This is a genomic window from Chryseobacterium subflavum, from assembly GCF_055762745.1.
Genome location: NZ_JBVTMR010000003.1, coordinates 688,289 through 705,596 on the forward strand (window position 1 = coordinate 688,289; position 17,308 = coordinate 705,596).

The window sequence follows — 17,308 nt, forward strand, 5'->3', positions numbered from 1 at the left end:
AATTTATACAAAATGCCAGCCACATATGAATTAATAACCCTATGAATTTAGTAAAAACATCTTCACAAAAAAGGACAGATAAATATCCATCCTTTTTTATATTTTCTGTAAAAAAGCTAGCTGTTTTTAGGCTTGTACAATTTAAACAGTATGAAGAGGAAAATCAACCACACCGGGATCAGGATAACCTGGATCTCCATTCCTGTAATGCTCATTAAAACTAAAATAGCCAACAGGAAAAAGATGCATATGTAATTCGATACAGGATAAAATATAGAAGGAAATTTGGTTTTTGTTCCTGATTTATTTTTCTCAGTTCTAAATTTTAAATGGGTGTAACATATCATGAGCCAGTTGATGATAAGAGTGGAAACTACTAAGGCCATCAGATATTCAAATGCTTTTTCCGGAACCAGCTTGTTGATGATAATACAGATCCCAGCAAAACATGAGGAAACAAGGATTGCATTGGTAGGCACACTATTCTTATTTAATTTTGTAAGAAATTTGGGTGCATTTCCTTGTTGCGCTAATCCAAAAAGCATTCTGCTGTTACTGTAAACACTGCTGTTATAAACTGATAAAGCTGCGGTTAAAACAATCAGATTAAGAATATTTGCTATGAGAACATTAAAGTGTATTACTTTTCCAAAGATGGTAAATTCAAATCCATTCAGATTTTGGAAAACCATGACAAACGGGCTTGTTCCTTCTGTAATTTCTCTCCATGGACTTAGTGAAAAGAGAATAACCAATGCCCCCACATAAAAAATTAAAATTCTGTAAATAACCTGATTGGTAGCTTTAGGAATCGTTTTTTCCGGACTTTTAGCTTCTGCAGCAGTAATTCCAATTAATTCCAATCCTCCAAAGGAAAACATGATCATGGCCATTGCCGCAAAAAGTCCGGAATATCCATTTTCTGTTTTATTAAAAAAACCTTTTGGAAAAAATCCTCCGTCATTCCACAGATTTGAAATACTTGCCTTATCTCCTCCGGTACCACTAATCAATAAGTAAATACCAAAAACAATCATTCCTATAATTGCAACTACCTTTATAATAGAAAACCAGAATTCAGTTTCTCCGTACACTTTTACAGAGGCAAGGTTTAACGCATTAATGACGATAAAAAAGAACAAACTGGAAACCCAGAGCGGAATTTCAGGCCACCAAAAATGGATATAGTGTCCGATGGCTGTAAGTTCTGCCATACTCACCAGAATATAGAGAATCCAATAGTTCCAGCCTGAAGCAAACCCCGGAAAATTTCCCCAATATTTGTATGCAAAATGACTAAAGCTTCCGGACACAGGTTCCTGAACTACCATTTCACCAAGTTGGCGCATAATAAAAAATGCAATGATCCCTGCTAATGCATACCCTAAGATAACGGAAGGGCCGGCTAAAACAGCTGCAGGACCAATACCGAGAAAGAGACCGGTACCTATAGCTCCACCGAGAGCAATTAATTGAATATGTCTGTTGGTTAATCCCCTAACCAGATTCCCATCATTAGGTCCGGTTTTTTGTTCGTTGTTCATACAATGAATTAAGCCCTAAATATATAAAACTTTAAGAAATTTGCTTCTATAAAGCAGCATGAACATTCAAATCATTCAGTTTTAAAGAATTAAAAAGTAAAATACTCTGTTTTCTTACAGATATTCTTCCGGAACCGAAATATTATTCTTTTTCATATATTCCAAAAGAGACTGGTATTTGTCTTCATAATCATCCATTCCGCATTTATGTGAAATGCTGCAGATATCCGAAGGCTTAATTTCCAGAATCTGCGAGATTTTATTTAAGATATCCAGATTGATCTTCACTTTAGAATTCTCAATATCCGAATAAGCCTTTTGTGAAATCCCCATTTCAAAAGCCATATACTCCTGTGTCAAATCTTTAGTTCGTCTGATTTTCCTGATGTTCTGACCGCATACTTTCATTGTATTTGTTTTAGTAGTTTTTGGTATAGTTTAGAAGGATATCTACTAGCCTCTAACAAAGTTAATAAATACCTTTGGCAAAACATTATACACGTTACATGATATTTATTTCTTAATGGAATTTAGCTTCACAAATAAGAGCTGATCACTTATTAATGATAAATATTTTTCTCTACAACAACTATTGGAATTATGGAGACGCAAAAATTTAATTATGACAATACCATTGTCAGAGCATTTCTCTATGCTACTATCGCATTTGGTCTGGTCGGTTTTTTACTGGGACTTACGGCAGCACTAATGCTTTTCTACCCTGAGCTACCTGAATTTTTATTCGGAACCGATGACACAACGATTCAGAGTTTACGAAGCGGCAATATCCAGGGGCTGATCAATACACAGGGAGCAATGGGATTCGGAAGAATACGGATGCTGCATACGAGTGCCGTAATTTTTGCCTTTGTATGTAATTCATTTTTCTGTGGTGCCTATTACAGTATGCAGCGTTTACTAAAAACCAGAATGTATAGCGATACACTTTCGTGGATCCATTTCTGGTCTTGGCAGATTATGATTATCAGTGTGGTTATTACATTCCTGATGGGAATCAATACTTCAAAAGAATATGCGGAACACGAATGGCCAATTGATATATTAATTGCTTTCTCATGGATCATTTTTGGGTTCAATATGTTTGGAACCATTGCCAAAAGACGGGTACGACACCTTTATGTAGCCATCTGGTTTTATATTGCTACATGGATTGCTGTTGCCATGCTTCATATTTTTAATAACTTAGAAGTTCCGTTATCTTTCACAAGCTGGAAATCTTATTCTGTATATTCAGGAGTAAAAGATGCCCTTGTCCAGTGGTGGTATGGTCACAATGCAGTAGCATTCGTATTAACAACTCCGGTTTTAGGACTGATGTATTATTTCATGCCTAAGGCTGCTAACCGTCCTGTATTCTCATATAAACTGTCTATTATCCATTTCTGGTCTCTGATATTTGTCTACCTGTGGGCAGGTCCTCACCACCTTCAGTATACGGCACTTCCTGCATGGGCACAGGCAGTAGGAACCGGGTTCTCTATCATGCTTATCGCTCCGTCATGGGGAGGAATGCTTAACGGTCTTCTTACTTTAAGAGGAGCATGGGATAAAGTAAGAGAAAATCCTATCCTTAAGTTCTTTGTAGTCGCTGTGACCTGTTACGGAATGGCAACATTTGAAGGACCGCTTTTAGCCACAAAATCTTTAAATAAAATCGGACATTACACGGACTGGGTAATCGGGCACGTACATTTAGGTGCATTGGGATGGAATGGTTTTATGGCATTTGGAGTTATTTATTATCTGATTCCAATTATGTGGAGAACGGAACTCTGGTCTAAAAAACTGGCTAACTGGCACTTCTGGCTGGGGACTTTAGGAATTATTTTCTATGCAGTACCAATGTATATTTCAGGATTTACTCAAGGTTTGATGTGGAAACAATTCAACCCGGACGGAACCCTATTGTGGAAGAACTGGCTGGATACGGTAACTGCAATCATTCCTTATTTCAAAATGAGATTTATTGGAGGTATCCTTTACCTTTCCGGCGCCATATTAATGGTTGTGAATGTTATTAAGACCATTAAGGCCGGATCATTCCAAAGAGAAGTTCCTGCAGAAGCTCCTGCTTTAGCAAATATCGGAAGCCAGAGAAAGGAAGGTGAAGGCGCTCACCTTTGGCTTGAAAGAACACCAAAATTACTTTCTATATTGGCTTTCATTGTAATTTCAGTTGGCGGATTGGTAGAAATAGTCCCTACCCTTACCATTAAGAGCAATTTACCACAGATTACGGCAGTAAAACCTTATTCTCCTTTGGAGCTGGAAGGTAGGGATCTCTATATCCGTGAGGGATGTAATTCATGTCATTCCCAAATGATCAGGCCTTTCCGTGATGAGGTAATGAGATTTGACGGTAAAAACGGGCAATACTCTAAAGCAGGTGAGTTCGTGTATGACAGACCGTTTTTATGGGGTTCAAAAAGAACAGGACCTGATCTCCACCGGGAGGGAAGCCGAAACCCTGACTCATGGCATTTCAAACATATGTACAATCCAAGAATTACATCTGCAGGATCCATTATGCCTCGTTTTCCATGGCTGATCACCAACAAACTTGACCGCTCTGAAATGATCAGCAAGATGGAACTGATGAAAAATACTTTTGACATCCCTTACACAAAAGCGGAAATAGATTCGGCAAACCAATGGGCAGATCATCAGTCCCAGGCTATTGTAAAAAGAATTTATTCGGAGGCAACAGACGTAAGAGACCAGGTTCAGAAAGATAAAGCAGCAAAAGGCTCTGCCTTTATCCCGCTTGAACAGAGAGAAATTATAGCAATGATAGCCTATCTCCAGAGATTAGGTACTGATATTAAAACCACGGACATTAAAACAGCAAGTGCGGATTAATTATTAAATACATGTAAAAATGAAAACACGGACACCCATTTCTATATACATCATTGTAACCGTAGCATTAACAGTTATGGCATTCGAAATGTTTGCTCACGATTCCGGTTATTTCAGTTCCCCATTCTTCTGGGCATTATTACTGATTGCCACCATTCTCCTTTTGATCATGAACTCGATTGGAGATCTGGTGGAAAATGAAAAATTCAGCAGATTGAGTTCGTATGAAAAACAAGAATACCTTAGGGATAAAAGTACTCCTTATTTTCAGAAACTCTGGAATTCTGCTTTTAAAAAGCAATCACAAACTGAGGAAAAAGACATTCTCATCGATCATGGTTTCGACGGAATTACGGAACTGGATAATTCATTACCCAAATGGTGGATCGGACTATTTTATTTCGGAATTATTTTCTGTGCTGTTTATATGCTGGCTTTCGCCTTTACTGATTATGCACATCCGGATGCAGAATATGATAAAGAGACTAAAGTAATGCTGGCTTCCATTGAAGAATACGAAAAAAATGCTCCCACCATTAATCTGGAAACAGCAAAATACAGCGCTGATAACATCGCAGAAGGTGAGCAACTTTTTAAAACCAATTGTGTAACCTGCCATGGTGATGGTGGCAGAGGAGGTATTGGTCCCAATTTAACGGATACATACTGGATCAATATTAAAGAAAAAAGCCTGTTTAAAAATGTTTTCTGGATGCTTGAGAATGGTTCACCGAACAATCCAGCTATGAGGCCATTTATTAAAGAAGGGACAATTACCGGAAGGGATGCTGAAAAAATTGCCGCTTATGTTTATCACATCAATCAGGAAACCACACCCATTACTGTTACTCAGGGTGGCGCTGCATCCCAAGGTGAAGAAGTAAAATGGGAGAATAATAATCAGTAAAAATATAAACTAAACTTTTCAACTATGTCTCGCCCCCTTTTGAAAACTAACTAACATTATATTATTTTCGATACCTTTTTCATACTTGAAAATAAACAAAAGGGGGCTTTTTTAAAGAAAAAAATCAATCCTTGCTTTGGCTGTTGTCTCAATTATTCACTTCACTTCGACACAACTAAAATTCCATAAATGGCAGCCAAGGCAGGATTTTTGCATTCTCCAGAGGGTACCACACCAGGTAATTTTTTAAATAGTATTAATTATCTTTGTTCTAAACCCTATCACATTTGAAACTGAAAATCAATAAAAGAAAACTCCTAAGACGCACTGCCATTACCATTATATCGATATTGGTATTTCTTACCTTACTTATTTTAAGCTTGAGACTTCCGGCAGTTCAAAACTTCATCAAAGACAAACTTATTGTTTATCTTGAGAAAAAAATCAAAACAAAAGTAAGCCTTGAAAGGGTCTATATAGGTTTCCCTAACAGCCTGGTTATGGAAAATCTTTATTTAAAGGGGCAGAATATTGATACACTTCTTGCTGTAAAGAAACTCGATGTAGGCCTGAACATGCTTAAACTTATTAATTCTACAGCAGATATTACTTCTGTTGATCTTGAAGGGGTACAGGCCAACGTGGTAAGAAAAAAAGACGGAAAATTCAATTTTGATTATATTATCGATGCCTTTGCCACTTCTGATAAAGAAGAAAGTCCTTCGAAACCGTTTATTATTTCATTGGATAAAATCAAATTAAAAGATATCGGGGTTACTTTTAATGACCAGCAATCCCGAAACGATATTAAATTATATTTTAAATCTTTTGACACCAGGGTAAAAACTTTTGATTTAAATAAAAATAGCTACGCCGTTAATGATATCAACCTCGATGGACTGAAGCTCAAATTAAAGCAGGATATTGTAGAAGAGGTTTCAAAAAAAGTTGAAAAGAAAGTAGATTCTCTTAACCAGAAAAAATCAATGAGTATTGGATTAAGAGGAATTAAGCTGACAAATTTTGATATAGATTATGGGGATGACAATACCAAAACCTTTGCAAAAATTGTATTTAAAGAATTAAGTACTAAGGTCAATAAGCTGGATCTTGATAACAACTCTTACAACGTAGCCAATCTGTTTCTTTCCGGAGCAGATATTAATGCCAATCTTTATCTGCCGGCTCAAAACGCCAATCCCAAAAACTCAAAAGAAGAGCCTAAGCCTTCTGCGAATGCTGAAAAAGCAATGAAAATACTTTTGGGGAAGATGGTTTTGAACGATGTGAAAGTAGCATACAATAATACCGCGATTACTCCTACAAAGCAGGGAATGGATTTTAACCATCTTAATTTTTCAAAAATGAATGTGGAGGTCCGTAGTTTCAAGATGGAAAACAATACGTTTGCAGGAACTGTAAGCTCTGCGGAAATTAAGGAAAGTCGTGGGCTGGATATACAGAAATTCAATACAGATTTTGTATATGGTGAAAGACAGGCCTATCTGAAAGACCTTTATTTGCAGACTTCAAAAACAATTCTAAGGGATGAGGTTGTTTTGGAGTATAATTCAATCGAACAACTCAGTTCAAACCTAGGCGCAGTAAAAATATCAGCTAACATTAAAGATTCCAAAGTAGGATTTGCCGATATTTTAAATCTGGTTCCAACTTTAAGGACAACGGTTCCGTTTAATAAATATCCTAATGCAATACTTGCAGTTAATGCAAATGTAAAAGGAAATGTAAATGATCTGCTGATCCAGAATTTTAAATTATCAGGGCTTGATCAACTAAGGGTTTCGGCATCAGGAAGAATTAAAAACGCCATGAATCCCGATCAGTTATATTATGATCTGAAAATTGGCGAACTGTCATCTTCTGCAAAAACAATCTTTAACCTGGTACCTAAAAATACTATTCCATCAAATATTTCCCTTCCATCAAATTTCAGCATCAAAGGGGCAGCGAAAGGAACCACGAAGATGGTTGATACCAACCTCAACCTGTATTCCACTCTCGGAAATGCTGCAGTTATTGCCAAGGTGGATATGCGCAGAAAAAATCAGGAACTCTATGATGTAAAGGCTAATTTGCAGGGAATACAGGTGGGAAAAATTATACAGAATAAGGACATTGGCTCGGTTACAGCACAAATCTCTGCAAAAGGAGAAAGTTTTGACTTCAAAAAAGCAAAAGCAGATCTTAAAGGACATGTTGCTTCAGCAACCTACAAAGGATACCAGTACCGAGATATGAACCTGACCGGAAAAATTGATAATGGAGCTTATAATATCCTATTGGATTCTAATGATCCTAATGCCAACCTGAAATTAACAGCCTCGGGAATATATAATGAAAAAAATCCTACGGTAAAGGTTAATGGAAATATTATCAAAGTAGATCTCAATAAACTAGGCTTCTACGATAAACAAATGATTATCGGTGGAAAAATAGAGGGTGACTTTACGAATCTGGATCCAGATCATCTTAATGGTTATCTGAATCTCCAAAATTTCGCGTTCTCGGATACCAAAGAAGTTTATCCTGTTCAGGAAGTAACGCTGAAAGCAAGTTCGGCAAATGATTCAACAAGCATTGTCCTCAATTCTCAGATTGCTGATGTCGAGCTCAAAGGAAAATACAGGTTAACGCAGATCTTCGGATCTTTGGCTCAGACCATTAACCAGTATTACCAGTTTCAGAAACCTGATAAATCTCAAAAGATCGATGCAGGGCAATATTTTACCTTTAATGCAAAAATTAAAAATGATGATCTGATCAGAAAGTTTGTTCCGGATCTTAAAAGTTTTGAAACAATCAATTTAGCTGGAAATTATAATGCTGACTCCCATAAAATTGAAATCGACGGACAAATTCCTCAATTACTATATGGTGAAAACTCCATTGAAAATGCCTCACTTAAAGTAACGAATGAAAACGAAGCCCTGCAATATAATTTGAATGTTGCCGGATTGAAAAGCTCAAGTTTTGCTTTAAATAAAATAAATATTGGCGGAGATATTTCTGACAACACTATTAATTATAACATCACGACCAAAGATCAGAAAGATGTGACGCAATTCCTGATAGCCGGAAATGCCAAATCACTGAATGACATTACAGAAATCTCGTTAAATCCAAACGGCCTCAAATTAAATTATAATGACTGGACCGTTGCGGAAGGAAATAAAATACAGATCAGTAGCAAAGGAATTGTAGCAGATAACTTCAGACTTTCCAACACGGGAAGCGAAATTTCCCTTCAGTCCGAAAGCACATCTCCTAACAGCCCTTTAAATATTTCATTAAAGGATTTCAAGATAGAAACAATCACAGAGATCGTTAAAAAGGATTCTCTACTGGCGAAGGGAACGATCAACGGTACAGCTCAGTTAAGGGATCTTACAAAGGACATGACATTTACCTCAGACCTCAACGTTTCTGATCTTTATGTATTTGGAAATCCAATCGGGAACCTTGCTGTAAAGGTTAACAGTACTTCACCTAAGCTTTTAAATGCCAATATCGCATTATCAGGCAATGATAATGATGTAAAGATCATTGGAGATTATAATACATCATCAAGCACATTTGATTTAGACATGGCTATCAATAAGCTTCAGATGAAAAGTGCCCAAGGCTTCTCAATGAATGCCATTACCAATACGGAAGGATACCTTTCCGGAAATCTTAAGATTACAGGAAGTACGGATAAGCCTAATATCCTCGGTAAGGTAAAATTTAATAATGTTGGGCTTGAGATAGCAAAGACGGGAAGTGATTTCAGAAAACTGAATGATGAGATCGATTTTACCAGCCGTGGAATTGAGTTCAATCAATTTAAAGTGAATGATAAGGATGGAAATGCACTTGTCGTAGACGGGCAGGTCCTTACACAAACCTATAGAGACTTCGGCTTCAATCTTGATGTAAACGCTAAAGATTTTAAGGTTGTAAGTTCTGAAAAATCCAATGATGCCATGATGTACGGGATTCTTGCTATCGACGCAGGACTGCATATCCGTGGTAATCTGGATCTTCCGAAAGTAGATGGAAGATTAGCCGTGGCGGATAATACTGATTTTACATTTGTCCTTCCTCAATCCAGCCCGTCATTGCAGGAAAGAGATGGAATCGTGGAGTTTGTAGATCAGGATCAGGTGGTTTTAAACAAAACAATCAAAGCTGACTCTTTGAAAGCTCAGAGCCGCATTAAAGGCATGGATGTAAGTGTCAATATCGAAGTAAGTAAAGAAGCAAAAATGTCAATTGTTATTGATAAGGCCAATGGTGATTTTGTAAAACTGCAGGGAGAGGCGGAACTCACCGGAGGCATTGATCCATCCGGAAAAACTACCCTTGTGGGTGTTTATCAGGTGGAAAAAGGATCTTATGAGCTTTCTGTAAGTGTACTTAAGAGAAAATTTGATATTCAGAAAGGGAGTACCATTACCTGGACAGGAGAGCCTACTGCAGCCATTATGGATATTACGGCCATTTATAAAACCGAAACGGCTCCGATTGACCTAGTTGAGCAACAATTCACGGGCGATGCTGCTACATTGAATCAATTCAAACAAAGAATTCCTTTCAATACGTTGTTAAAAATGAAAGGTGAATTACTGAAACCACAGATTACATTTGACATCACTACAGATAAGAAAAATAATGCTGTTTCATCTACTGTAACTGATGCAGTTGATCAGAAACTTACCCAGCTCAGAACCCAGGAATCGGAAATGAATAAACAGGTCTTCGCTTTGTTATTATTGAACCGTTTTATTGGAGAGAATCCATTCCAAAGCAGCGCAGGAATGTCTGCGGAAGCAATGGCAAGACAAAGTGTAAGTAAAATCCTTTCGCAGCAACTGAATAACCTGGCTTCAGGACTTATTAAAGGAGTTGATCTGAATTTTGGGCTGGAATCTTCCGAAGATTATTCTACCGGGCAGAAAAATACAAGAACCGACCTCAACGTAGATATTAGTAAAAAGCTACTAAACGATCGTCTTAAAGTAACGGTGGGAAGCAATTTTGGCCTGGAAGGTGATGCCAGACAAAATGAGAACACAACCAATATCGCAGGAAATGTTACTGTGGATTACAGTCTTTCCAAAGATGGCAGATATATGCTGAGGGCTTATCGTAAAGATGAATATCAGGTAGCCCTGCAAGGACAAATTATTGAAACAGGTGTCGGTTTTATTATTACATTGGATTATGACCGATTCCGGGATATTTTCAGGAAATCAAAACAGGACAAACCAAAAAAAGAAAATAAAAATAACCAAGTGGTAGAGTTTAAATAAATGGGAAATACATTCAAAATATATCTTACATCTTTATGTGCATCGGGATTCGCTGCCATTTCATTTTCGTGTAGCAATACAAAGTTTCTGAAGGAAGGACAAATGCTATACACCCGTGGTGAAGTAAAAATTGAAAATGATACCATCTCCAAAAAAGAGAAAAAAGAACTTCAGGCCGCTTTGGAAGAAAATCTGGTTCCCAAACCTAATTCAACCATTCTGGGTCTACGACCTAGGTTATATTTTTATAATATTGCCAGAGAACCTAAAAAAGAAAAAGGATTCAATTACTGGCTTAAATATAAGGTGGGTGAGAAACCTGTATTATTAGGAGACGTTGACCGTGAATTCAATAAAGACATTATTGTTAATTACTCAGAGAATAAAGGATATTTTAATGCTAAAGCCACTTATGATACCATTTCCAAGAACAAGAAAGCAAAAGTCATTTATACGTTAAAACCAGGAGCCCAATATCTGATCAGCAACGTAAAATTTCAAAAAGATTCTACTCTGGTTAATCGCGAAATTCAAAATTTAAAAGATAAAAGCTTACTGAAAAGTGGAAACCCATTCGATCTTGGTGTTATTAAGTCGGAACGTGACAGGATTGATAACGGATTGAAGGAAAAAGGATTTTATTATTTTCATCCTGATAATATTATTGTTCAGGCAGACAGTACAGTAGCCAAAAATCATAAGGTTGAGCTTAATGTAAAATTAAAAGATGATACACCTGAACTTGCAACACAACAGTTCGGTATCGATAAGGTTATTGTATTCCCCAATTATAATCTTCAGGATGTAAAGCAAGGAAAATACAGTGTCCCTATGAATCCGGATTCACTATCAAAATATGTTTATGATGATATCTACGTTATAGATCCGCAGCATAAATTCAAACCTAAGATCTTTGACAGAGCATTATATTTTAAAAAAGGAGATCTTTATAACCGGACAAATCATAACCTTTCATTAAACAGGCTGATTAGTTTAGGGGTTTTTAAGTTTGTGAAAAATGAGTTTATCGTTTCGGATTCTTTGCAACACAAATTTGATGCATATTACCTGTTAACACCTCGGGAAGTACAATCTTTACGCCTTGAGGCTTTAGGGAGAACCAATTCAGCAAGCTACGCGGGTAGTGAGCTCAACTTAAACTGGACCCACAGAAATTTTTTCAAAGGTGCTGAACAATTCAAAGCATCTGTATACGGAGCATTTGATGTACAGATGGGAGGGCAATCCGAAGCTAAGAATATGTATCGGGCGGGAGCCAATGTACAGTTGTCAATTCCTAGAATTGTCGCTCCTTTCCGCTTTAATTCTTCGAGTGCTTTTGTTCCAAGAACAAATATCAGTTTAGGATATGAATTCCAGAACCGTACGCAATATTACACATTGAACAACTTTACAGCATCTTTCGGCTATGTATGGAAGGAAAATGCTCGCAAAGAACATGATCTGAAAGTGATTGATATTACGTTGGTTTCCCCTGCCAATGTCACTGAATTATATAACACAGAGAGTGACAATTATCCTTATTTAAAAAGAGTGGTTGAAAAACAACTTATTTTTGGTCCTACCTACTCTTACACTTATACTAATACAATGTTGCCAAAAGCCAATACTATCTACTATAAAGGTACGCTAGATTTGGCGGGAAACATTACAGGTTTAGTTACCGGAGCTAATGCTAAAAAGGGTAAGCAAAAAGAAATCTTCGGTGTGCCATTCAGCCAATATGTAAAGATGGAAAATGATTTTAGATTCTATCACAAGTTCTCCGAGAAAACCAATTTTGCATCAAGAATTATTGCAGGTATAGCCTATCCTTACGGAAACTCACAGGAAATTCCATTTTCCAGACAGTTTTTTGTGGGAGGAAGTAACAGTATCAGAGCATTTAGGGCGAGAACTCTAGGTCCTGGTAGTTATGATCCAAGGAATTTAAACTCGAATTTTGCATTCGATCAGTCTGGGGATATTAAACTGGAGATGAATGCTGAGTATCGGGCTAATCTTTATAAGTTTCTAAATGTTGCAGCATTTGTAGACGCGGGAAATGTGTGGTTAATTAATGACAAAAAAAATCAGAGACCAGGAGGAAAATTCTCCAAAGATTTTTTAAGCGAAATAGCTGTAGGTGCAGGAGTTGGCCTAAGACTTGATTTCTCTATTTTAATTCTAAGGCTCGATTTAGCAATGCCGATACGTGTTCCTTATTATGAAAAGGGGGACCGATGGACTTTTAACAGAATTAATTTCGGGGACAGCAGCTGGAGAAAAGATAATCTTGTATTAAATATAGCAATCGGATATCCATTTTAATATGATCAATAATATAAAATTTTTCTGGGAAGTTTTAAAAGAAACGTTTAGTGAATGGAATAGTTCAACCGCATCAAGGGATTCGGCAAGCTTAGCTTATTACGCTATTTTTTCAATCCCGGGACTATTAATTATTATTATCTGGATAGCCGGAAACTTTTTTGGTGAAGAAGCCATCCGCGGGCAGATCAGTACTCAAATCAGCGGATTAATGGGGGAAGATGTTGCTAAAAGTGTAGAAAATATGATTGCCGGAGCATTGATCGATAAGCAGAATATTTTCATGAAAGCAGTGGGGATCGGTTCTTTGGTTTTTGGTTCTACTACTTTATTTTTTCAGCTGCAACATTCGTTAAACACTCTTTGGGATGTTCAATCAGCGCCCAAAAAAGCATTGATCAAATTCCTTCTTGATAGAGCGAACTCACTTGGAATGATCCTTATTCTTGGATTTTTATTAATGATCACGATGATTCTTTCATCAGCGATTAGCCTTTTTAATACATGGATCACCAATTATTTCGGGTTCGAGACGTATATGCTGGTTGAACTGGTCAATTTTGCCGTTGGCTTTGCACTCGTTATGCTTCTATTTGCTTTGATGTTCAAATTTCTCCCGGATGTACAGATCAGCTGGAAACCCGTATGGAAAGGTGCAATTTTAACAACTATTTTATTTACATTGGGTAAATTTTTATTAAGCCTGTACTTCAGTAATTTCAAACCGACTTCGACCTTTGGAACGGCAGGAACCGTGATCCTTATTATGATGTGGATTAATTATTCCTGTATGTTGATATTTTTCGGAGCTGAATTCACTAAAGTATACTCTTACAAAAAAGGCTATAAAATTGTTCCTTCCAAACATGCCAAATGGAGTGATGCAAAATTATATGAAGACAGTCACAGAGATGTATCAAAACAAAACCAACAAACTTAATAAAAAAGCCTCCCGAATCCGGAAGGCTTATATTTTACATTCTGTTTACGGTTCCTATTCCCAGTAACCCTAAAGATTTTTTTATAGTTTTTGCCGTCAGATCAGATAAATTTAAACGGGTTTGTTTTAAATCTCCTTCTTCAAGTTTTACAATCGGTGTACTTTGATTCTGATAAAATGAATTATAAGATTTTACCAAATCGTAAACATAATTAGCGACAAGAGCAGGACTTAATGCCTCGGCAGCTCTTTCTACAATAGTTTTATAATTCGCCAGTAACATGATTAGCTCTTTTTCAAATTCATTCAGCTCTACTGCAGAAGCTTCTTTATATTCATAGTTAGCTTTTGACAATAAGGACTGAATACGGGCATATGTATACTGAATGAATGGTCCCGTGTTTCCATTGAAATCAACACTATCCGCCGGATTAAATAGCATTTTTTTCTTTGGATCTACTTTAAGCATAAAATACTTCAATGCACCTAACCCAACAGTTTCATAAGAAGATTCTTTTTCTTGATCCGAAAGCGTTTCAAGTTTTCCTAATTCCTGAGCCTTTGATTTAGCTGTTTCGTACATTTCCTGCATCAGATCATCAGCATCCACTACAGTTCCTTCACGGGATTTCATTTTTCCTTCCGGAAGTTCCACCATTCCATATGATAAGTGGAACAGCTGATCAGCCCACACATAACCCAGTTTTTTCAATATCTTGAACAACACCTGGAAGTGATAATCCTGCTCATTCCCTACAGTATAAATTAGTTTCTGAATATCATTCTGCTTGAATCGTTCTACTGCGGTTCCCAAATCCTGAGTCATATAAACTGATGTTCCATCCGAACGCAATAAAAGCTTTTGATCCAATCCCTCATCCGTCAAGTCACACCAAACCGATCCGTCTTCTTTCTGATACAAAATCCCTTTATCAAGTCCTTCCTGAATAAGATCTTTACCTAAAATATAAGTATTGCTTTCGTATTGAACCTGGTCAAAATCAACTCCCAATCTTTTATAGGTTTCATTAAAACCTTTATAAACCCAGCTGTTCATTTCTGCCCATAAACTTCTTACCTTCTCATCACCATTTTCCCAATCCTGCAACATTTTTTGAGCTTCTTTCATCAAAGGAGCTTCTTTTTTAGCCTGATCCTCTCCTATTCCCTGTTCTACAAGATCAGAGATTTCTTTTTTATAGTTTTTATCAAATTCTACATAATAGTTTCCAACGAACTTATCTCCCTTGGTATGAGTGGTCTCAGGAGTTTCTCCATTTCCAAATTTTTCCCAAGCCAGCATTGATTTACAAATATGGATTCCCCTGTCATTAATGATCTGCGACTTGATCACATCATATCCGGCCTCCTTTAAAATCTGGGCCACAGAAAACCCTAACAAATTATTTCTGATATGCCCCAGGTGAAGAGGTTTATTGGTGTTTGGCGAAGAATATTCTACCATAACTGTAGCATTTTTCTTATCAATATTTGAAAAGTCTTCACTTATTGATTTGAACTGATCTACAAAGAATTGGTTTTTAACCTTTACGTTCAAAAATCCTTTAATAACGTTAAAGCTTTCAAACAAGTCGGTCTGTGCAGTAAGTGATTCTCCCAATTCTACTCCGATACTTTCAGGATTTTTTTTCAACTGCTTTACCAATGGAAAAGTGACAATTGTAAAATCTCCCTCATATTCAGTTTTATTTTCCTGAACTTCAAGGTTGATATCTTTCAATTGATATACATTCAAAATGACCTCCGAAAGTTTTTCCTCTATTATATCTTTAATATTCATGTAATTATTTTTATTTTTCCGCTATAATACTAGCTGTAACAAATCATGAGCAAATGAAACACTTCTGAGGTGATTCATTTCAAAATTTTGAAGTACAAATATACGGAAATAAAAAAACCGCCCGAAGGCGGCCTAACATGAATGTGAAATATATTAAGGTGTTAAAATTTATCCCAGAATAACTTTGTTTGTAACTGATCTCCTCCAATTGCAGCTGCTGCCTGATTATAATTACTTCCATTCAAAGTAGTTTCACGTACAGGATAAGTAAACCTGTTTGGCACAGGTGCTTTTGTTGCTGCAGGTAATCTTAAAGCAGGAGCATCATATTTTCTCCATACAGTCCAAGCTTCGAATCCTCTATTATACATCGCAATCCAGAATTGCTTACCAATTTTTTGCTTCCATGTGCCAGATGCTGTAGCATAATTTACATTAGCCTTAGCAAGATAAGCCGCTATATCCACAGAATCTATGCCCCAGTACTGCATATTTGCAGTAATCGCTTGTGTATAATAAGCCGCTGCAGGTAAAGGGACATTATAGCCTCTCTCTTTCGCTTCAGCAAGTAGAAATGAGATTTCGGAATAATCCATTAAATCTCCTTTAAGGTCAGGATTAAAAAAAACTTTCCCGATATGGCTGTAATCTGTATAGGTATTAAAACTTCCATAAATACCTCCAACATAAGGAGTTTTATTATTGTCAAAAAATACATTCCTTCTTGGGTCCTGTAAATCATTTAGGTAGTCTACCAAGGTATCCGCAGGAACAAAGTCCTGTCTTCCGCTTAAAACCAGATCAGCATACAATGGATTAGCATTAGCAATATTACTTTCGTACCTTAGAATAAAGTTATCCTGATTAGAAGAGATGAGCCCCTGTGTGAAAGCGGCTTCTGCTTCTGTCTTTGATAATGAAGGATCGGCATCTGCTATTCTCATAGCAAGTTTGAATCTTATTGAAGCAGCTAATTTTTTCCATTTGGTATGGTCTCCATCAAAAACAAAATCTTTTTCAAAACCAGTCGACTTAGGATCAATATCGCTATAAGCTTTTGTTATCTTTAATAACAGGTCTTTATAAATAGTAAAAGCATCATCATAAGCAGGCAAAGTTCCTTCTACCCCTTGTAATGCTTGTGAGTAAGGAACATTTCCAAATAGATCAACCAATTGCTGCCACGTATAAACCTCAATGATTGAAATGTAGGCAGTCTGATTTTTTTTCTGTCCCAATGTAAGTTTAGGATCTTTATTAATAGATTCCTTGGCTTGCTTTAAATTATAAAGAACTTTAGTATAAAGAATGTTCCAATGATTATCCGGAATACTTCTGTTTCTTATACTATAATTGGTTTCATCAACATATTGAGTCTGTGTCCATTGCTGAGCAAACAACCGGAATACATTTCGATTAACATTGGTATTACCCATTTGATCAAAAAGGCTTTTCACCCCATTTGTAAAAAGAAAACTCCCGGGAACTTCTGCTGGATTTTTCGGATCTTTATTTAAATTTTCGTAGTCTTCATTAGTACATGAAAACAGGGATAAGCTTAAGAATGAGCCTATAATTATTTTTTTCATTTTC

The 17,308-nt window shown here is 36.6% G+C and carries 9 protein-coding genes; 5 read left to right on the plus strand and 4 right to left on the minus strand.

The window, feature by feature from the left end; genetic code table 11:
- Nucleotides 1–116: 116 nt before the first annotated feature.
- Entirely contained in the window at nucleotides 117–1,544 is a 1,428-nt protein-coding gene (locus AC0INN_RS16665) for an amino acid permease (protein ID WP_273649440.1), read from the minus strand.
- A 114-nt stretch (nucleotides 1,545–1,658) separates the two neighbouring features.
- Entirely contained in the window at nucleotides 1,659–1,952 is a 294-nt protein-coding gene (locus tag AC0INN_RS16670; RefSeq protein WP_172280476.1) for a helix-turn-helix domain-containing protein, read from the minus strand.
- 192 nt (nucleotides 1,953–2,144) lie between these two features.
- Here AC0INN_RS16670 and ccoN point away from each other — a divergent pair, with 192 nt between their 5' ends.
- The 5 genes from ccoN (at nucleotide 2,145) to AC0INN_RS16695 (ending at nucleotide 13,914) form a co-directional block, all read left to right on the plus strand.
- The gene (ccoN, locus tag AC0INN_RS16675) at nucleotides 2,145–4,424 is read left to right on the plus strand and encodes a cytochrome-c oxidase, cbb3-type subunit I (protein WP_273649441.1); all 2,280 of its coding nucleotides are present in this window, start codon (nucleotides 2,145–2,147) and stop codon (nucleotides 4,422–4,424) included.
- 19 nt (nucleotides 4,425–4,443) lie between these two features.
- Nucleotides 4,444–5,331: a cbb3-type cytochrome c oxidase N-terminal domain-containing protein gene (locus tag AC0INN_RS16680; RefSeq protein WP_273649443.1), complete on the plus strand. Its 888-nt coding sequence runs from the start codon at nucleotides 4,444–4,446 to the stop codon at nucleotides 5,329–5,331.
- A 287-nt stretch (nucleotides 5,332–5,618) separates the two neighbouring features.
- Nucleotides 5,619–10,643 (plus strand): translocation/assembly module TamB domain-containing protein, encoded by a 5,025-nt coding sequence (locus AC0INN_RS16685; RefSeq protein ID WP_306614138.1) that lies wholly within the window; start codon nucleotides 5,619–5,621, stop codon nucleotides 10,641–10,643.
- Nucleotides 10,644–12,974, plus strand: coding sequence for a translocation and assembly module lipoprotein TamL (gene tamL / locus AC0INN_RS16690; protein ID WP_273649446.1), 2,331 nt, complete (start codon nucleotides 10,644–10,646; stop codon nucleotides 12,972–12,974).
- 1 nt (nucleotide 12,975) lies between these two features.
- Nucleotides 12,976–13,914 carry a YihY/virulence factor BrkB family protein gene (locus AC0INN_RS16695; protein ID WP_172280484.1) on the plus strand — a complete coding sequence of 313 codons (939 nt, stop codon included), beginning with the start codon at nucleotides 12,976–12,978 and terminating at the stop codon, nucleotides 13,912–13,914.
- A gap of 34 nt (nucleotides 13,915–13,948) precedes the next feature.
- On the opposite strand, the gene argS is transcribed toward AC0INN_RS16695, so the two are convergent.
- Both argS and AC0INN_RS16705 read right to left on the minus strand, forming a co-directional pair.
- The gene (gene argS, locus AC0INN_RS16700; protein WP_273649448.1) at nucleotides 13,949–15,715 is read right to left on the minus strand and encodes an arginine--tRNA ligase; all 1,767 of its coding nucleotides are present in this window, start codon (nucleotides 15,713–15,715) and stop codon (nucleotides 13,949–13,951) included.
- Between the two features lie 161 nt (nucleotides 15,716–15,876).
- Nucleotides 15,877–17,304, minus strand: coding sequence for a SusD/RagB family nutrient-binding outer membrane lipoprotein (locus AC0INN_RS16705; RefSeq protein ID WP_273649450.1), 1,428 nt, complete (start codon nucleotides 17,302–17,304; stop codon nucleotides 15,877–15,879).
- Nucleotides 17,305–17,308: the final 4 nt, after the last annotated feature.